At 33.1% G+C, this 19,346-nt stretch carries 23 protein-coding genes; all 23 read left to right on the top strand.

The features are described from left to right. Positions 1-19 precede the first annotated feature (19 nt). The 23 genes from fabG (at position 20) to ACVCXO_RS16700 (ending at position 19,341) form a co-directional block, all read left to right on the top strand. Positions 20-751, top strand: coding sequence for a 3-oxoacyl-ACP reductase FabG (gene fabG, locus ACVCXO_RS16810; protein ID WP_452230750.1), 732 nt, complete (start codon positions 20-22; stop codon positions 749-751). Between the two features lie 17 nt (positions 752-768). Next, a complete protein-coding gene (locus ACVCXO_RS16805) occupies positions 769-1,986 on the top strand; it encodes a beta-ketoacyl-[acyl-carrier-protein] synthase family protein (protein WP_452230749.1) in 1,218 nt (405 codons plus the stop codon). 6 nt (positions 1,987-1,992) lie between these two features. Next, entirely contained in the window at positions 1,993-2,235 is a 243-nt protein-coding gene (locus ACVCXO_RS16800) for a phosphopantetheine-binding protein (RefSeq protein WP_452230748.1), read from the top strand. Positions 2,236-2,255: 20 nt separating this feature from the next. After that, positions 2,256-3,146 (top strand): LpxL/LpxP family acyltransferase, encoded by an 891-nt coding sequence (locus ACVCXO_RS16795; RefSeq protein WP_452230747.1) that lies wholly within the window; start codon positions 2,256-2,258, stop codon positions 3,144-3,146. Between the two features lie 114 nt (positions 3,147-3,260). Further along, positions 3,261-4,184, top strand: coding sequence for a dialkylrecorsinol condensing enzyme DarA (locus tag ACVCXO_RS16790; protein ID WP_452230746.1), 924 nt, complete (start codon positions 3,261-3,263; stop codon positions 4,182-4,184). Positions 4,185-4,193: 9 nt separating this feature from the next. Continuing rightward, complete coding sequence (locus ACVCXO_RS16785; RefSeq protein ID WP_452230745.1) at positions 4,194-5,327, top strand: beta-ketoacyl-ACP synthase III; 1,134 nt, start codon at positions 4,194-4,196, stop codon at positions 5,325-5,327. Beyond that, a complete protein-coding gene (locus tag ACVCXO_RS16780) occupies positions 5,328-5,750 on the top strand; it encodes a hypothetical protein (protein ID WP_452230744.1) in 423 nt (140 codons plus the stop codon). Continuing rightward, positions 5,750-6,214 carry an ABC transporter permease gene (locus ACVCXO_RS16775; protein ID WP_452230743.1) on the top strand — a complete coding sequence of 155 codons (465 nt, stop codon included), beginning with the start codon at positions 5,750-5,752 and terminating at the stop codon, positions 6,212-6,214. The genes ACVCXO_RS16780 and ACVCXO_RS16775 overlap by 1 nt, the downstream gene beginning before the upstream one ends. Before the next feature lie 5 nt (positions 6,215-6,219). Next, positions 6,220-6,627: a hypothetical protein gene (locus tag ACVCXO_RS16770; protein WP_452230742.1), complete on the top strand. Its 408-nt coding sequence runs from the start codon at positions 6,220-6,222 to the stop codon at positions 6,625-6,627. Next, positions 6,617-7,612 carry a BtrH N-terminal domain-containing protein gene (locus ACVCXO_RS16765; protein WP_452230741.1) on the top strand — a complete coding sequence of 332 codons (996 nt, stop codon included), beginning with the start codon at positions 6,617-6,619 and terminating at the stop codon, positions 7,610-7,612. The genes ACVCXO_RS16770 and ACVCXO_RS16765 overlap by 11 nt, the downstream gene beginning before the upstream one ends. Position 7,613: 1 nt before the next feature. Continuing rightward, positions 7,614-8,357, top strand: a complete 744-nt coding sequence (locus ACVCXO_RS16760; RefSeq protein ID WP_452230740.1) for an ABC transporter ATP-binding protein — start codon at positions 7,614-7,616, stop codon at positions 8,355-8,357. Next, positions 8,350-9,615 carry an ABC transporter permease gene (locus ACVCXO_RS16755; RefSeq protein WP_452230739.1) on the top strand — a complete coding sequence of 422 codons (1,266 nt, stop codon included), beginning with the start codon at positions 8,350-8,352 and terminating at the stop codon, positions 9,613-9,615. The genes ACVCXO_RS16760 and ACVCXO_RS16755 overlap by 8 nt, the downstream gene beginning before the upstream one ends. Further along, on the top strand, positions 9,605-10,042 hold the full coding sequence (locus ACVCXO_RS16750) for an acyl-CoA thioesterase (protein WP_452230738.1): 438 nt from the start codon (positions 9,605-9,607) through the stop codon (positions 10,040-10,042). The genes ACVCXO_RS16755 and ACVCXO_RS16750 overlap by 11 nt, the downstream gene beginning before the upstream one ends. Next, entirely contained in the window at positions 10,035-11,180 is a 1,146-nt protein-coding gene (locus ACVCXO_RS16745; RefSeq protein ID WP_452230737.1) for a beta-ketoacyl-[acyl-carrier-protein] synthase family protein, read from the top strand. The genes ACVCXO_RS16750 and ACVCXO_RS16745 overlap by 8 nt, the downstream gene beginning before the upstream one ends. Positions 11,181-11,182: 2 nt before the next feature. Beyond that, a complete protein-coding gene (locus ACVCXO_RS16740) occupies positions 11,183-12,244 on the top strand; it encodes a methyltransferase (RefSeq protein WP_452230736.1) in 1,062 nt (353 codons plus the stop codon). Positions 12,245-12,247: 3 nt separating this feature from the next. Next, entirely contained in the window at positions 12,248-12,868 is a 621-nt protein-coding gene (locus ACVCXO_RS16735; protein WP_452230735.1) for a 3-oxoacyl-ACP synthase, read from the top strand. Position 12,869: 1 nt separating this feature from the next. Next, positions 12,870-13,127, top strand: coding sequence for a phosphopantetheine-binding protein (locus tag ACVCXO_RS16730; protein ID WP_452230734.1), 258 nt, complete (start codon positions 12,870-12,872; stop codon positions 13,125-13,127). Positions 13,128-13,210: 83 nt separating this feature from the next. Continuing rightward, positions 13,211-14,413, top strand: a complete 1,203-nt coding sequence (locus ACVCXO_RS16725; RefSeq protein WP_452230733.1) for a beta-ketoacyl-[acyl-carrier-protein] synthase family protein — start codon at positions 13,211-13,213, stop codon at positions 14,411-14,413. Positions 14,414-14,415: 2 nt separating this feature from the next. Continuing rightward, positions 14,416-15,477, top strand: coding sequence for a beta-ketoacyl synthase N-terminal-like domain-containing protein (locus tag ACVCXO_RS16720; RefSeq protein WP_452230732.1), 1,062 nt, complete (start codon positions 14,416-14,418; stop codon positions 15,475-15,477). Continuing rightward, the gene (locus ACVCXO_RS16715; RefSeq protein ID WP_452230731.1) at positions 15,471-16,247 is read left to right on the top strand and encodes a polysaccharide deacetylase family protein; all 777 of its coding nucleotides are present in this window, start codon (positions 15,471-15,473) and stop codon (positions 16,245-16,247) included. Before ACVCXO_RS16720 ends, ACVCXO_RS16715 begins: the two co-directional genes overlap by 7 nt. After that, complete coding sequence (locus ACVCXO_RS16710) at positions 16,240-16,857, top strand: LolA family protein (RefSeq protein ID WP_452230730.1); 618 nt, start codon at positions 16,240-16,242, stop codon at positions 16,855-16,857. The genes ACVCXO_RS16715 and ACVCXO_RS16710 overlap by 8 nt, the downstream gene beginning before the upstream one ends. Next, a complete protein-coding gene (locus ACVCXO_RS16705) occupies positions 16,838-17,443 on the top strand; it encodes a hypothetical protein (protein WP_452230729.1) in 606 nt (201 codons plus the stop codon). Before ACVCXO_RS16710 ends, ACVCXO_RS16705 begins: the two co-directional genes overlap by 20 nt. After that, complete coding sequence (locus ACVCXO_RS16700) at positions 17,440-19,341, top strand: transglutaminase-like domain-containing protein (RefSeq protein WP_452230728.1); 1,902 nt, start codon at positions 17,440-17,442, stop codon at positions 19,339-19,341. The genes ACVCXO_RS16705 and ACVCXO_RS16700 overlap by 4 nt, the downstream gene beginning before the upstream one ends. Positions 19,342-19,346: the final 5 nt, after the last annotated feature.

Below are 19,346 nucleotides of genomic sequence, written 5' to 3'. Positions count from 1 at the left end.
AAATCTAAAAGACTTACGAATGAAATGTGCCCTAATAACAGGTGGTTCCAGAGGAATTGGTAAAGCCATTTGCTCACAACTAGCAATAGATACAGACTATCATATATTAATAAATTATAACAGTAATGAAGAAGCTGCAAAAGACACTTTAAAAGCAGTGCTAGCAGCAGGAAATACTGGAGAAATCATAGGTTTTAATGTAACAGATGCCGAACAAGTAAAATCTAAATTAGATGCTTGGCAAGAAGCAAACCCAGATGCTTTAATAGAAGTAGTTGTTAATAATGCAGGTATCACCAAAGATGGTTTATTTATGTGGATGCCAAAAGAAGATTGGCAAAGCGTAATCAACACCTCTTTAAATGGGTTCTTCAACGTTACCAATTATGCTATTCAAAAAATGCTTAGAAACCGTTATGGTCGTATTGTAAACATAGCATCGGTTTCTGGTGTAAAAGGAACGCCAGGGCAAACCAATTATTCTGCTGCAAAAGGAGCAATTATTGCTGCTACAAAAGCACTAGCCCAAGAAGTTGCCAAACGTAAAATAACTGTAAATGCTGTAGCTCCCGGATTTATAAATTCGGATATGACGGCAGCATTAGATGAAAAAGAACTTAAAAAAATGATTCCCGCAAATCGTTTTGGTGAAGCACAAGAAGTCGCAGATTTAGTTTCTTTTTTAGTTTCCAAAAAGTCTTCTTATATTACTGGTGAAGTAATAAATATTAATGGAGGAATTTACTCTTAAATAATCTTACAGTTAGTATGAAACGTGTTGTTATAACAGGAATGGGTATTTATTCCTGCATAGGAAAAAATCTGGAAGAAGTAAAGAATTCATTATACAATGGAAAGTCTGGGATTGTCTATGACCAAGAACGAAAAGATTTTGGTTATCGTTCTCCATTAACAGGAATGGTAGAAAAACCAAACCTAAAAAAACAACTTACAAGAAGAGAGCGCATTAGCCTAGGTGACGAAGGTGCATACGCATATGTTGCAACGACCGAAGCTTTAGAAAATGCTAAAATAGATATCGATTTTTTAAAAGCAAACGAAGTAGGTATTCTGTATGGTAACGATAGCACAGCAAAGGCTATTGTAGATTCTGTAGATAAAATTAGAGAAAAAAAAGACACCACACTTGTTGGTTCTGGCGCTATTTTTCAAGCGATGAACTCTACAGTAACCATGAACCTCTCTACTCTTTTTAGTCTTACTGGTGTAAATTTCACCATAAGTGCTGCTTGTGCTAGTGGATCTCATGCCATTGGTATGGCTTTCCAATTAATAAGAAGTGGCTTACAAGATTGTATTATTTGTGGTGGAGCGCAAGAAATAAATAAATATGCCATGGGAAGTTTTGATGGACTTGGTGTTTTTGCCATGAACCTAGAAAATCCTGAAAAAGCATCTAGACCTTTCGATAAAAACAGAGATGGTTTAGTACCAAGTGGTGGCGCAGCAACCCTAGTTGTAGAAAGCTATGAATCTGCTGTAAAACGTGGAGCACCAATTTTAGCCGAAATTATTGGTTATGGTTTCTCGTCCAATGGCGAGCACATTTCTACACCAAACGTAGACGGACCATCACGAGCAATGGCAAAAGCAATTGCACAATCTAATTTAAAACCATCAGAAATAGATTACGTTAATGCGCATGCAACCTCCACTCCTGTAGGAGACACTAATGAAGCGAAGGCTATTGTTAAAGTTTTTGGAGAAAATGGCCCTTATGTAAGTTCTACAAAATCCATGACAGGACATGAATGCTGGATGGCTGGAGCTAGTGAAGTTGTATATTCTATGTTAATGATGCAAAATAATTTTATTGCACCAAACATTAATTTAGAAGACCCAGACGAGGATGCTAAAAAATTAAATCTAGTAAGTAAAACGCTAGATAAAAAATTTGATGTATTTTTGTCGAATTCGTTTGGATTTGGCGGAACAAACTCAGCATTAATAATAAAAAAATTATAATACAGAATGACTAAAGAAGTTATTATTGAAAAAATAAACGACTTTCTTATAGATGAATTTGAAGTGGAATCAGATGATATAGCACCTGAAGCAAACTTAAAAGACACTCTAGAATTAGATAGTTTAGACTTTGTTGACCTTGTGGTTGCAGTAGAGTCTAACTTCAGCGTAAAATTAGTTGGAGAAGATTTTGTGAATGTAGAATCCCTTCAAGATTTCTATGATCTAATTGAAAAAAAATTAGACTAAACACTTTACTTTAAATATTTATGGCTGCTGAATGGCAAGGAAAGTCCAGAGGAACTGTTTTTGGATACAAGATTTTTGTGTTTTGTATGAAGACATTCGGAATTGGTTCTGCATACTTCATTCTGCATTTTGTTGCGCTATACTTTTGCTTCTTCTCTAAAGATAGCACAGAAGCTAGTTACTATTATTTTCGGGAAAGACGTAAAAACTCTAAACTTAAAAGCTTTATAAATATCTATAAAAGCTATTATGTTTTTGGGCAAACCATTATAGATAAAATAGCGATATCTTCGGGTTTACGAAATAAATTCACCTATCATTTTGATGGCTTCGAACTTATTGACAAAGCTTTAAAACAAAAAAAAGGAGGCATTTTAATCAGTGCACATGTTGGTAATTTTGAAATTGCCGAACACTTTTTTGGCGAACTAGAAGAAAATACTTCTATCAGTATCTTAACTACAGATGCCGAACATTCTAATATTAAAGCATACCTAGAAAGCGTAACCGATAAACCGAAAGTAAAGATTATCCTAATACAAGAAGACTTAGGTCATATTTTCGAAATTAATGCGGCACTTACAAGAAATGAACTTGTTGTCATTACAGGAGACAGATACATAACAGGATCCAAACACCTAACACAAGACTTATTAGACCAAGTAGCAAAATTTCCTGCCGGCCCATTTATGCTAGCTTCCCGTTTAAAAGTTCCTGTACTTTTTGTGTATGTAATGAAAGAAACCAACAAGCATTACCATCTATTTACTAGAAAAGCAGAAGCAAAACATAGAGATGCACAAGCACTTTTAAAAGAATATACAGAAAGTGTTTCTTGGATGCTGAACAAATATCCTTTACAATGGTTTAACTATTTTGATTTTTGGGGGGCTTTCGATAAAAAAAACTAAGAATACCTCCATTTTTATTACACCTTTCGTAAAAGTTAATAAGTTCTATTATTTACAAAGAGCGAAACTTCTATATCTAGACTTTTATTCCGAAATTACCAAAAAATCTATCTTTTGAAAAACGTTTTAGTTATACACTATTCTCAATCTGGACAATTAACAGAAATTGTAAAGAATATAGTTTCTCCTTTAGCCAATGATGCTATACAAATAGATTATCACGATATAAAAATGGAAACTCCTTTCCCTTTTCCGTGGAAAGCAGATGCGTTTTATGGTGCTTTTCCAGAGACCTTTCAACAAGTCCCAGAAAAAGTAAAACCAATTTCATTAGATATTCTTAACAAAAAATACGATCTCATTATTTTAGGATATCAAGTGTGGTACTTAACACCATCTATTCCTATAAATTCCTTTTTAAGCACACCAGAAGCAAAACAAATCTTCAAAAACACACCAGTAATTACAGTGATTGCTTGTCGAAACATGTGGATTATGGCGCAGGAAAAAATGAAGAAAAAACTAAAAGCATTAGAAGCCAATCTAGTTGGTAATATTGCTTTGGTAGACCGTCATATCAATCACATAAGCGTTATTACCATTGAAAAGTGGTTAATGTCTGGAAAAAAAGAAAAATATCTTGGTATTTTTCCTAAACCAGGAGTTTCGCAAAAAGATATCGATGAAGCTGTCAAGTTTGGTCCAATTATATTAAAACATTTAAAAGAAAACAATTTCAACAATTTACAAGACAACCTTTTAAAACAAGGTGCAATTCTAATTAAGCCCTTTTTAGTAGTTACAGATAGCCGAGCAAACGTTATTTTTTCTAAATGGTCCAAATTAATTCAATCTAAAGGCGATAAAAATAGTCCGAAACGTAGTTTTTGGGTTAAATTTTTTACTTATTACTTATTATTTGCTATTTGGATTCTTGCACCAATTGTTTTTATCTTATTTTTGTTGACTTATGTGTTATCAATACATAAAATAAAAAAAGACAAATTATACTATTCGTCTGTAAATTATATAGAGTAAGGCATTAATATGAAGGAAGTTTACATCAACAAAATTTCAAAATTTTTACCAAATCGTCCAATTTCAAATGACGAGATGGAAGAAAAATTAGGTACCATAAACGGTAAGACTTCAAAAGGAAGACGTATTGTTTTGCGTAACAATAAAATTAAAACCAGATATTATGCTATTGATGATAATGGCAATATCACACACAATAACGCACAACTTACAAAAGAAGCAATAGTTGCCTTATGTGATGCAGATTTTAAAGCAGAAGATATTGAATTACTTTCTTGTGGTACATCTAGTCCAGATCAAATTTTACCATCACACGCAGCAATGGTTCATGGTTTTCTAAAAAACGGAAACTTGGAAATTAATTCGCCTTCTGGTGCTTGTGTTTCGGGGATGAATGCCCTTAAGTATGGATACATGTCTGTAAAATCTGGGGAAACTAAAAATGCGGTTTGTACAGGATCGGAACGCACCTCTTCTTGGATGATGTCAGATACTTTTGAAGAAGAAGTAAAACACTTAGAAACATTAGAAGACAACCCAATATTAGCCTTTAATAAAGACTTTTTGCGTTGGATGCTATCCGATGGTGCTGGTGCTTTTTTACTAGAAAGCGAACCAAAAGGAAACCACCCTTTAAAAATTGAATGGATGGAAGGCTACTCATATGCACATGAAATTGAAGCGTGTATGTATGCAGGAAGTGACAAATTAGAAGATGGGTTTTTAAAACCTTGGAGTGAATATCCTTCCGACCAATGGAGTAAAAAATCATTATTTGCCATGAAGCAAGATGTCAAACTTCTAAGTGAAAACATACTAGTAAAAGGTGTGGATAGCTTAAAAATGGCTATTGCAAAACACGACCTAAAACCAGAAGATATAGATTACTATTTACCACACGTTTCTTCGTATTACTTTAAAGACAGTTTATATAAAGAAATGGTAGCGCAAGGTGTTGAAATACCTTGGGAAAACTGGTTTATGAACTTAAGCAAAGTAGGTAATGTAGGAGCAGGTTCTATCTACATCATGTTAGAAGAATTAGCAAGTTCTGGAAAACTTAAAAAAGGAGACAAAATATTACTTTCTGTTCCAGAGAGTGCTCGTTTTGCTTATGCTTATGCACTTTTAACTGTTTGCTAAATGGGTTTACCAATAACAGATATTTCGCATTTAATTCCGCAAAAAACACCATTTGTAATGGTAGATACTTTGTTGGATTTCACTGCAGATAAAATTGTGTCTAGTTTCACTATTTTAGACACCAACCTTTTTGTAAAAGATAATTATTTTTTAGAATCTGGCTTGATAGAAAACTTAGCACAAACCGTTGCCTTACACACTGGTTACGACTTCTTTTTAAAAGGAGAACAAGCACCAACAGGTTATATTGGTTCTATAAAAAAAGTAGAAGTACAGAAGCTTCCAAAACTTAATGAAACCATTACAACCGAAGCAACCATACTTCATGAGTTTATGGGAGTAACAATGGTAGAAGTTAAAGCCTTTAATCAAGATAAAGAGGAAATTGCCTTTGCACAAATGAAAACCGTTATTGCTAGCTAATGAATAAGTTTCAGTCACTAGATATCACAAAATTTTTACCACATCGTACGCCATTTTTAATGGTAGACCATGTAATATCTATTGATGATGAACACGTAACCACTTCGTTTGAAATAAAAGAAGATTGCATTTTTGTAGATGAAGACATGCGGTTTAATGAATTAGGTCTCATTGAAAACGCAGCGCAGACTTGCTCTTCTATTGTTGGTAAAAGCTACTTTGAAGAAGATGATCTAGAAGGAGAAGGAACAAAGCTTATCGGTTTTATTTCCGCTATAAAAAAAGTATCCATATTTGCGTCTCCTTCCATTGGAGAGATCATAATATCGAATGCAAATTTAAAATCTAGGTTTGACGCCAATCATTATAGCATTTGTACTTTAGAGTGCACTATTGCTACTTCAAACAAAGAATTATTATCTTGTGAAATGAATTTGTTTATTCAGGAAATACCTAAAAATTAAAGGTCATGAAAAAAAGCGAAGTACCTCAGGATAAAAGTAATTTAGAGTCCGCAAATTTTAGAGAATTATGCTATGCTGTAGATGAAAACGGAGAATATACAACGGCACACACAACCGGTTGGGATCCTAAAACCATTGCTTTAGACAATGCGATTGACGATATTAATCAACGCGTTGCCGACGCTAAAAAGAGAGTCCAAAACAACCAAACCAGTCCGATAGAATATTATATGGAATTTCATAAAATGGATCTTCCAATTTTAGCAAGCTATGTTGGCCTTTGGCAATGGCGCGTAAAACGTCATTTTAAACCCAATGTATTTAATAAATTATCCAATAAAATCCTTCAAAAATATGCAGATGTTTTTGAAATTACCATAGACCAACTTAAAAACCTACAACATGCAAATTAACTTTACACATCATCAATCTGCGCATTGCGAGAATGGTGTGGTTTCTAATTTAATGAAACATCATGGCTTTAATGTTAGTGAGCCAATGGTTTTTGGTATTGGTTCTGGATTGCTGTTTTGTTATATTCCATTTTTAAAGGTAAATCATGCTCCTGCAATTACATACAGAGCAATGCCTGGTTTTATTTTTAAACGATTTGCAAAACGTGTTGGTATTAAAATAAAACGAGAAAAATTTAAAGATCCTATAAAAGCGAAAGCTGTTTTAGATGAAAACTTAAACAATAATAATCCGGTTGGTTTACAAGTTGGTGTTTACAACTTAACATATTTTCCAGACGAATATCGTTTTCATTTTAACGCACACAATTTAGTCGTTTACGGAAAAACGGAAGACACCTATTTAATAAGTGATCCGGTTATGGAAACGGTAACCACTTTAACAGATAAAGAACTTGAAAAAGTAAGATTTGCTAAAGGCGCTTTACCACCAAAAGGGCATATTTATTACCCAACAAATTTCCCAAAAGAACTTGATTTAGAAAAAGCGATACTAAAAGGAATTAAACATACCTGCAGAGATATGTTAGCTCCAATGCCTGTTCTTGGTGTTAAAGGAATTCGTTTTACTGCAAAGCAAATAAGAAAATGGCCTAAAAAACTAGGCGTTAAAAAAGCAAATCATTATTTAGGGCAAATAGTAAGAATGCAAGAAGAAATAGGAACTGGAGGCGGAGGTTTCCGATATATTTTTGCAGCATTTTTACAAGAGTCTAGCAAAATATTAAACAATCCTAAACTAGCAGATCTTTCTAAAGAAATGACACAAATTGGTGATTTATGGCGTGATTTTGCTGTAGATGCTTCCCGAATTTATAAAAATAGAGGAGCAAAAGCAGATGGTTATAACGAAGTAGCTTCACAGTTAGAAGCTATTGCAGACAAAGAAGAAGTGTTTTTTAAAGCTTTAAAAAAAGCTATTTAATATGATCCGTATTGAACACATATCTAAAAAATATAAGACTGCCGAAAATTTTTCGTTAGTCGATTTAGATTTGTTTATTGAAGAAAAGGAAATATTCGGTCTTCTTGGTCCAAATGGAGCAGGAAAAACGACCTTAATTTCTATATTATGTTCCTTAATAAAACCAACTTCCGGTACTTTTACTATTAACGGTTTAACCTATCAAGCCAATAAAAACGAACTAAAACAACGTATAGGTATTGTACCGCAAGAGTACGCACTTTACCCTACGCTTACCGCCAACGAAAACCTAAAATATTTTGGAAGCATGTATGGTTTACATGGAAAGGATTTAAATAAAAAAATAGCAGAGTATTTACAAATATTAGGGCTATCACAATTTGCCAATAAAAAAATAGAAACTTTTTCTGGAGGAATGAAACGTCGTATAAATCTTATTGCAAGTATTTTGCACGAACCAAAAATTTTATTCTTAGACGAACCAACCGTTGGTGTAGATGTACAATCTAAAAATGTAATCATACAGTTTCTTCAAGGTTTAAACAAAAAAGGAACTACCATAATTTATACTTCGCATCATTTAAATGAGGCCGAATCTTTTTGCACCAGAGTTGCTATAATAGATCATGGGAAACTGATAATAACAGGAAAACCAGAAACGCTAATAAGTAACCATAAAGGTGCTCATAATCTAGAAGATGTATTTTTAAGTTTAACAGGAAAAGCCTTAAGAGATCATGCGTAAACTTTGGGCTTCGGCATATAAAGAGTATTTACTTCTAATTAAAGATTTTGGAGGTCTTGTGGTATTATTTGTAATGCCATTAGTACTTATTATTACCATAACCATCATTCAAGACAGCACTTTTAAAACAATTAGCGATGCTAAAATCCCTGTTTTAATTGTAGACAATGACAAAGGTACCGTTTCGCAAACGATACAAGATGGATTAGCGAATTCTAACACATTTCAAGTTATTGTAAAAGAAAACGAAACCGTTGCTAAGGACTTGGTTTTTTCGGGAAAGTATCAGCTTGCGATCATTATTCCAGAAAATCTTTCTTCCGATTTAAATAAAAAAGTAACGCAAAACGTAGATGGTATTCTGTCTAAATTTGGTTTAGATGAAGAAGGCGAAACCGAAACCATTCCTATTCCAAAAAAAGAAGTAAAACTCTATTTTGACCCTGCAACACAGCTTACTTTTAAGTCTTCGGTTAAAAACGGAATAGATAAAATGATTTCAAAAATTGAAACACAGTCTATCTATAAAGCCTTTCAGCAACAAATAACAGATGATCCTTCAGAAGCTATTTTTGAAACCGATAATTTTATCAGCTTTAAAGAAATTTTACCAATAAAGAATGATGAAGAAATAAAACCAAACTCGGTACAACACAACGTTCCTGCTTGGACATTATTTGCCATTTTCTTTATAATCGTGCCTTTGTCTATCAATATAGTTAAAGAAAAAAGTCAAGGTACTTTTGTGCGCTTACGTACAAATCCAGTTTCTTATGCCACGGTTTTAGGAGGAAAAACATTGGTCTATCTCTGTGTTTGTATTATTCAGTTTATGTTAATGCTTGCCATTGGCGTGTATCTTTTCCCAATAATGGGCTTACCAACGTTGGATATTTCAGGACGCTTACCCCTACTTTTTGTTGTTGCTATATTTTCAGGTTTAGCAGCAATTGGTTTAGGTCTATTACTTGGTACCGTTGCAAAAACACAAGAACAATCTGCTCCTTTTGGCGCTACGTTTGTTGTTATTTTAGCGGCACTTGGTGGTGTTTGGGTTCCTGTATTTATTATGCCTAAGTTTATGCAAACTTTATCTAATATTTCTCCAATGAATTGGGGATTAAATGCATTTTACGACGTATTTTTACGAAATTCCGGTCTTGTAGAAATTTTACCAGAAATAGGTTTACTATTTGTATTTTTTATAGTAACCACGCTAATCGCTATTGTTTATAATGAAAAGAAAAATGCAGTCTAATAAACTCGTAGAACATACCAATCAAGTACGTGTACGCTTTGTAGAAACAGATCCGTTGGGTATTGTTTGGCATGGAAATTATATTCAGTATTTCGAAGATGGGCGTGAATCTTTTGGCAGAAAACATGGTATTTCTTACCTCGACCAAAAAGAGTATGGATACGCAACACCAATTGTAAAATCAAGTACAGACCACAAATTACCTTTACGCTATGGTGACGTTGCGACCATAAAAACAATCTATATAGATAGTCCTGCTGCTAAAATGGTTTTTCGTTATGAAATTTACAACCAAAAAGAGCAATTAGTATGCACAGGAGAAACCGTTCAGGTATTTGTAGATAAAATTGGTGAAGGAGATTTATCATTAGCTATTCCAGAATTTTTTATGGAATGGAAAAAAACCGTAGGCTTACTAGATGAGTAAAGTGTACGTTTCACATAACAATATTATTTCGTCACTAGGTTTTACTAGTGAAGCGGTTGTTGCTAAAATTAGCAATGAGGTTTCCGGTTTACAACGTATAGATGACAAATCGATATTACCAGAACCTTTTTATACTTCTTTAATTCCTACGGAAGCTTTACAAGAAAAATTTAATACCCTAAATCCGAAAGCCGATTATACGCGTTTAGAGCAAATGATGATTACTTCTTTAAGTAACGTGATAGATGCTTCAAACATAGCAATTAATGATCGTGTCGGACTAATTATTTCTACTACAAAAGGAAATGTAGATGCTTTAGATACAAACAATCCTTTTCATAAAGACAGAGCGTACTTAAGTGAGCTTGGTAATCAAATCAAAGATTTTTTCCATTTTAAAAACGACGCAATTGTTGTTTCTAATGCTTGTGTTTCTGGAATTCTAGCCGTTGCAATTGCAAAAAGATATATACAACAAGGCACTTACGACCACGTATTTATCACCAGTGGAGACGTCATTACAGAGTTTATTTTATCTGGATTTAATTCTTTTCAAGCTTTAAGCAGCGAACCCTGTAAACCTTATGACGTTAATAGAACAGGAATAAATATCGGGGAAGTTGCAGCAAGTGTTTTAGTTACTAATAACCCTAATAATCTAGCGGAAGAATCCGTTACTATTTTAGGCGAAGGTTCTTGTAATGATGCAAACCATATTTCTGGTCCTTCCAGAACTGGCGAAGGTTTATACCGAAGTATGCAATCTGCATTTAAGCAAGCAAATATTACAGCAGAAGATGTCGATTTTATTTCAGCACACGGAACAGCAACCATGTTCAACGATGAAATGGAAGCCATTGCGTTTAGCAGAATGGACTTAAGCAGTGTTCCTTTACATAGTTTAAAAGGCTATTTCGGACATAGTTTAGGTGCTTCCGGATTGGTAGAAACCATTGTTGGAATGCATTCCTTAAAAAATAACACGTTGTATAAATCGTTAGGTTTTGAAACTTCCGGAGTTACTAAACCAATTAACGTAATCACAGAAACAACTAAAAAAAACAGTCATAGATTCTTAAAAACGGCTTCCGGATTTGGAGGTTGTAATACAGCAATATTATTTCAAAAAACTAAATAAATATGTCAAACCCATCTATAAAAGCTATAGACGCAATTCAAGAAGCACAAAAAATAGCAATGGCTCCTTTTGTATTTCAAGCAACAGTATCTTTAAGAAAACTTGGTATTTTCGATCTTATTTTCGAGAAAAGAAAAAAAGGAGGAATCACTTTAGAAGCAATTGCTGAAGAATTAAAACTTAGCACCTATGGTGTTGGTGTATTATTAGAAATTGCTGAAAGTTCAAACATTGTTTCCAAAAACGAAACAGCACATTTTGAACTTACTACTATTGGTTACTTTTTAGCATATAACGAAACGGTTAACGTAAATATTAATTTCACGAATGAGGTTTGTTATAAAGGTTTATTTCATTTAGACGAAGCTATAAAAACAGGAGAACCAACGGGTTTAAAAGAACTTGGAGATTGGCCAACGGTTTACGAAGGCTTATCACAACTTACACCTTTACAACAAAAATCTTGGTTTGACTTTGACCATCATTATTCGGATGACATCTTTACAGAAGCTTTAGGTCTTTTATTTAAAAAAGACCGTAAGAAAATATTTGATATCGGGGCAAATACAGGGAAATTCACCGTAAAATGTTGTACTTACAATAGCGATGTAAACATAACAATGATTGATCTTCCTGGACAATTAAACAAAGCGAAAGCGAATGTTAAAAAAGCAGGTTTTGAAGACCGAGTAAAAGGTCATGAAATAGATTGGCTGTCTGACAACCCAACAATACCAAGTGATGCGGAAACGATTTGGATGAGTCAGTTTTTAGATTGTTTTTCTAAAGAAGAAATCCTAAAAGTGCTTAAAACTTGTGTGAATTCTATGAATGAAAACTCAGAATTAATCATCATAGAAACCTTTACCGACAGACAGAAATTTGATAATGCTAAATTTATTTTAGAAGCGACATCGCTTTACTTTACCGTAATTGCAAATGGGAATTCTAAAATGTACAAAGCAACAGAATTTAAAGAAATAGCAGAAGAAGCTGGTTTACAACTTAACGAAGATGTCGAAATTGGTGAATATCACACGATGTTTACTTTTAGCAAAGCATAATAGATGAATACCAATTACCACATAAAATCCTATTGCAGTATAAAGAACAATCAAGTTTCTTTAAACGGTTCTGTGGTATATAAAGACGAAGAGGAATCGTTTTCTCCTTTTATAAAAGCTGCTTACAAAGACCAGAACACGAAATATCCAAAATTTTTTAAAATGGATAATTTGAGTAAACTTGCTTTTTTAACTGCCGATATTCTATTAAAAAACGAAAACCTCTCTTCTGAAGAAGAAAACAACATTGCCATCGTGTTTTCTAACAAAGCATCTAGTTTAGATACCGACAGAAAACACCAAGAATCTATTCAAAACAAAGAAAGCTACTTTCCTAGTCCTGCGGTTTTTGTATATACATTACCAAATATTTGTATTGGTGAGATAAGTATAAAATATAAGCTGTATTCTGAAAATAGTTTTTTTATCTTTGAAAACTTTAACGCAACACATTTGTTAACGTATGCCAATAGTTTATTATCCAGCAACAAAGCAGATCAAGTACTTTGTGGCTGGGTAGAATTTGATGGCGAAGACAACTACGAAGCATTTTTATATTTAGTGGCTACAGAAGGCACAATAACACATAGTAAAAAAGACATAATAAAATTATATAATACATAGTATGGAGGCATTAAAACAAGAATTAAAAGAAAACCTTATTGAGCAATTAAACTTAGAAGACATGACTATTGCAGACATCGCAGATGATGATATGCTTTTTGGTGATGGTTTAGGTTTAGACTCTATTGATGCATTAGAGCTAATTGTAATGTTAGATAAAAGTTATGGTATTAAATTAACAGACCCAAAAGAAGGACGTTCTATTTTTGAGTCTATTAACACCATGGCTGCTTATATTACAGAACACAGATCTAAGTAACAAACTTAAAAAAGAGACCTGCCAGGTTTTAAAAACCTGGCAGGTCTGAAATCTAAAAAACCCTGTTTTCACAGGAAATAAATATGAGTAAAGGAGTTGCTATAACAGGAATGGGAATTATTTCTGCCATTGGAAACAATGTTGCAGAAAACTACCAATCGCTTATACATGGTAAAAAAGGAATCTCTCGCGTTTCTAAAATTAAAACCAATCATGTCAATGATATTATGGTTGGTGAGATTGATTTTACTAATGAAGCATTAGAACAACAACTTGGTTTACCTTCAGATAATAATTATTCTAGAACCGCATTACTTGGCGTCGTAGCTGCAAAACAAGCGATACAAGATGCTGGTATCACAGATATTAACGCATACAAAACAGGTTTAATTTCGGCAACAAGCGTTGGTGGCATGGACATGACAGAGCGTTATTATTATGAATATTTAGAAGATAAAAGCACTCAAAAATATATTTCAGCACATCATGCTGGAGATTCTACTCAAAAAATAGCAGAACAATTAGGTATAGAAAAAAGCCTAGTTACCACAATAAGTACGGCATGTTCTTCGGCAGCAAATTCCATAATGCTAGGCGCTCGATTAATAAAATCTGGTCAACTAGATCGTGTGATTGTTGGTGGAGCAGATTGCTTATCTAAATTCACCATTAACGGTTTTAAAACCTTGATGATCTTATCGGATACGTATAGCACACCTTTTGATGAAAACCGAAAAGGTTTAAATCTTGGTGAAGCCGCTGCTTTTTTAGTTTTAGAATCCGACAAAGTAGTACAAGCAGAAAACAAAAAAGTGCTTGCTTACGTAAAAGGGTATGGAAATGCCAATGATGCATATCACCAAACTGCATCTTCAGAAAATGGAGATGGCGCAACACTTGCCATGCAAAAAGCATTAGATATTGCGGGTTACAAAGCCGAAGATATCGATTATGTAAATGCACATGGAACTGCAACTGGAAATAATGATTTATCCGAAGGAAGAGCCATTATAAGAGTCTTTGGTGAAAACGTTCCAGATTTTAGTTCTACCAAAGCATATACCGGACATACCTTGGCTGCTGCTGGAGCAATTGAAGCGGTATATTCCGTTTTAGCATTGCAAAACAATATCATTTACCCAAATCTGAATTTTAAAACACAGATGAAGGAATTTAGTATTACACCACAATTAGAATTAAAAGAAAAGCCATTACAATCTGTGATGTCTAACTCTTTTGGTTTTGGAGGAAATTGTTCTACTGTAATATTTTCAAAAGAGCAATAATTATGAAGACCGTTTATATAAATAGTATCGCTTCCATATCTGCTCAAAAAACATTGGATAACACTTCCTTTTTAACAGAAATTGAAGATTACGAAGCCAATGTAATTCCTGCGATAAATCCGAATTACAAAGATTATATTCCACCAGCTGCTGCAAGGCGCATGGCAAAAGGAATTAAAATGGGAGTTGTAGCTTCCAAAATAGCAGTACAAGAATCTGGTTTAGACAATGTAGATGCCATTATTACCGGTACCGGAATGGGTTGCGTACGCGATTCTGAAAAATTTGTAAGTGCTATTATAGATAATGACGAGCAATACCTTACGCCTACTTCCTTTATACAATCTACGCACAATACGGTTGGCGGACAAATAGCTTTAGAGTTACAATGTAAAGGCTATAATTTCACCTACGTGCATTCTAGTAATTCTTTTGAATCTACTTTGATAGACGCAAAATTGCAATTAGAATTAGACGAAGAAAAAAACATTTTAGTTGGTGGTGTCGATGAGTTAGGGGAACATACCACAGAAATTCAAAAAGCAGTTCATCTAGTAAAACAGGAAAACGTAAAAGTTTCCCAACTATTAGAATCTAAAACCAAAGGCGCAGTTTTTGGTGAAGGCGCAAATTTCTTTGTACTTTCTAACGAAAAACAAGCATCTTCTTACGGAGAACTTGTTGCCATACAAACTTATAATACTTTAGCAGAAGCTGAACTTTTACAGGAAGCTTCTCGTTTTTTAGAGGAAAACAACCTTAATATAGAAGCTATAGATCTTTTAGTTCTTGGTAATAATGGCGATATAGAGTTCGATTCTTTTTACACTACTTTATCGGAAGGTTTTAAAAACACACAACAAGGTTACTACAAGCATTTATGTGGTGAGTTTAACACCGCATCTTCTTTTGGATTTTGGTTAGCTTCAAAAGTATTAAAAACACAAACAATTCCAGAAGTTGTAAAACGCAATGATAAAGCAACAACTTCTTTTAAAACTATCTTATTATACAACCAGTATCGTGGAGAAAATCATAGTTTCACGTTACTTAAACAATGCTAAATTTTAAATCTGTAAATATTATCTCAAGCCTTCTTTTAATTGGTTTGTTACTTGCTTACAGCTTTTATAGTTTTTCGTTTTGGTTTATTATTTTATTCCTATTTGCTTGGTTTTTAATTACCGTTGCAGGTTCTTCTTTTGTTGGTTGGAACTATCACTATAGATCCTTAAATTCCAATCCGAGAACCCCTAAAAACCAAATCGCAATTACTTTTGATGACGGCCCAAATCCTGAATTCACACCAAAAGTTTTAGCGCTTCTTAAGACCTATAATGCGAAAGCTACTTTTTTCTGTATTGGAAAAGAAATAGAAATGCATCCAGAAACCTTCAAAAGCATTGTAGAACAAGGACATACCATTGGTAACCACACCTATTCCCATAGTACTAAGTTTGGCTTTTTTTCGGTGGAAGAAATCGTTTCAGAATTACAACAAACCAACAACATCATTAAACAACAAATAGGTTTAGAAGCATTACTATACAGACCAACTTTTGGCGTTACAAATCCGCGAATAAAACGTGCTTTACAAATTATTAAATTACAATCTATTGGATGGAATAAACGTTCGCTAGACACTAGAAATTTAAGTGAAAAAACAATATTAAAAAGAGTAACCAAAAACCTTAAAAAGGGCGATGTTATTCTATTACACGATACTAGCGACAAAACTATTGCTGTTTTGGAACAGTTATTGTTATTTTTACAACAACAAAAAATAACGTCTGTTACAATAGACAACTTATTCCAAATAAAAGCCTATGCGTAAGCTAGTATATATATTATTCTTCACTGTTTTTGCTGCGCACGCACAAACACCAATGGATACCACAGAAGCTGCAGCTTTAAAAACAAAAGTAAAAGCATTAGCAAATACAACCAAAACCATTTCTAGTGATTTTGTACAATACAAACATTTAGATTTTTTGGATAACGATATTGAAACCTCTGGAAAATTAGCGTTTCAAGCGCCAGATTTAGTAAAATGGGAATATCTAGATCCGTTTAAATACTCGGTTTTATTTAAAAACGAAACCCTTTATATTAATGACGAAGGCAACAAAAGCAATGTGGATATTGGCAGTAATAAAATGTTTAAACAATTAAATAAACTTATTATAAGTAGCGTAAAAGGCGATATGTTTGATGAAAATGAGTTTAGCATAACATACTTCCGTAAAGACCAAAACAGCTTGGTTTATTTTAGTCCGAAAGACAAAAAATTCGCAAAATACATTCAAGCATTTCATATTACATTCAATACAAAAGGAGATGTAATAGAAGTAAAAATGGTAGAACCTTCACAAGATTATACAAGAATCGTATTCAGCAATAAAGTATTAAACCAAACATTAGATAATGCGATATTTACTAATTAGTATATGCTTTATCTTTATTGGCTGTGCATCGTTTCCTAAAAAAAACAACTTCGAAGCAGCTGCTATAACTAGCAATATTATTAATCCGTATTTTGCTAATTCCAATCAAGATTATATTTACAAAGCCAATATAGAAGTGTATGACAACTCTTTTGGTGGGATTTTTATTGTAAAAAAAATAGGCGAAGAACACCACAGAATTGTTTTTACCACAGAAATAGGAAACAAGCTTTTCGATTTCACCTTTAATAAAGACACCTTTACCGTAAATTATATTCTAGATGATCTTAATAAAAAAATACTAATCAACGTATTAAAAAAAGATTTCAAAGTTTTAATTACGGAGCATTTAATAGCTGAAAAAACCTACACCATTACTAATGAAACCATAAAAAAAACAAGTTTAGACAATAAAACCTACTACTACTTTGAATCCCCAGAAATCACTAAAATCATTAGAGCCAATAGCCATAAAGAAAAAGTAAGATTTCTGTTTACCGATTTAAAGGATAATATTGCACAACATATAGAGATCATTCACTCTAATATTAAGCTAAAAATCAACCTCAAATCTATTACAAAATGAAAAAAATATTTTTAATCATTTTGCTGCTTCCGTTTATTGGTTACTGTCAGAAAAAAATTGACCCAACGCCAGAAGATATTTCCAAAGCAAAAGAACTAAGAGCTATTTATGAAGAAGAAGATATTGTTTTATTAGAAAGTGATAACCTAATTACTTTCTCTATAGAAGACAATAAAGTTGCTGTAAATAATTATACTACGGAACACTTAATGAATATCAATTATCGATCTGATATTCAAAAACCCGTGTTTTATGATGGTGCATCCAAAATTGAAAAATTTCAATTCTATTATCGCAATAAAAAAGAAGCACGTATTCTTAGCAAAGATGTTTCCTATACAGACAACGATTTATTTCATAATGACGCTCGTGTCAAATTCGCTAATGTGGATTTCCCAACACAAGGCTACACCTATTTTTTCGAATCGATAAAACACACCAAAGACATCAAGTACTTTACCAGTATTTATTTTACTAGCGAATATCCTAGTTTAAGCAGAAAGATTGTCATTGAAATTCCGGAATGGTTAAACATCGATTTATTTGAAAATAATTTTGAAAATTTCGACATTCAGAAAACCGAAAAACAAGAAGGAGATAAAAGAATCATCACCTATCAAGTATCGAATTTAGATGCATATTATGATGAAAAAGGCTCTCCAGGACCAAGTTACATTTATCCCCATATTTTATTATTAGCTAAAGATTTTACTTCTAAAGGCGAAAAACAAACGCTTTTTAACGAAACCAAAGACTTATATACTTGGTACCGATCGCTTACCAAAGACATACATACCGATAGCGAATTATTAACCGAAAAAGTTACAGAGTTAACGGCAGAGGCTACCACAGACGAAGAAAAAATCAAAAATATTTACTATTGGGTGCAAGACAATATTAGATACATCGCGTTTGAAGATGGTATTGCCGGTTTTAAACCAGAAACTGCAGAAAACGTGCTTAAAAAAAGATATGGTGACTGTAAAGGAATGGCTAACCTAGCGAAAGAAATGCTCGTTATTGCCGGTTTTGATGCTAGATTAACGTGGATTGGGACCAAACGGATTGCATACAATTACAGTACGCCATCTCTTGCTGTAGACAATCACATGATTTGTACGTTATTTAAAGATGGTAAAAAGATATTTCTAGATCCTACCGAAAAATTTAATGCCTTTGGTGAATATGCAGAAAGAATTCAGGGCAAGCAAAGTATGATAGAAGATAACGATTCGTTTTTGCTAGAAGAAGTACCAACAAGCACATCTACCCGAAATAAAGAGTCTTTTTTATTTAATGCTACTATTATAAATGAAGAAATTGAAGGCCTAGCTACCAGAGCGTATGAAGGAGAAAGTAGAGCCGATTTTTTATACAACTTCAATAATTTAAAAAGCAATAAAAAACAGGAAGCACTAAAAGATTATTTAGCCAGTTACAATAGAAACGTTTTGATTAGTGATATAGAAACCTCTAATCTAGAAAATAGAGAAGCAACTATTGATGTTAACTATGCTTTAAAACACAACAATGCCGTTTCTTCTTTTGACAATGAAATGTATATTGATTTAGACTTTTATAAAGAATTCGATAACTATACTTTTGAAGAAAGACAAACCAATTACAATTTTGCGTACAAGAAAGACGTACTTACAGAAATGCGGTTAAAAATTCCAGAAACCTATGCTGTTTCTACATTACCAGCATCTTTTACTGTAGATAACGATAACTTTAAAATTAGTGTTTCTTTAGAAAAAGAATCCGATTACATTGTTTACAAAAAGGAATTCGAAATAAAAAAAGCAACGATTACTACAGATGATTTTGAAGCATGGAATGCTGCAATAACTAAATTAAATGCTATTTATAACGAACAAATAATACTAACCAAGTCTTAATTAAA

The organism is Lacinutrix sp. MEBiC02404 (assembly GCF_053601575.1).
Note: the sequence above shows the minus strand (reverse complement) of the source record. Positions and strands in the feature narration are given on the sequence as shown.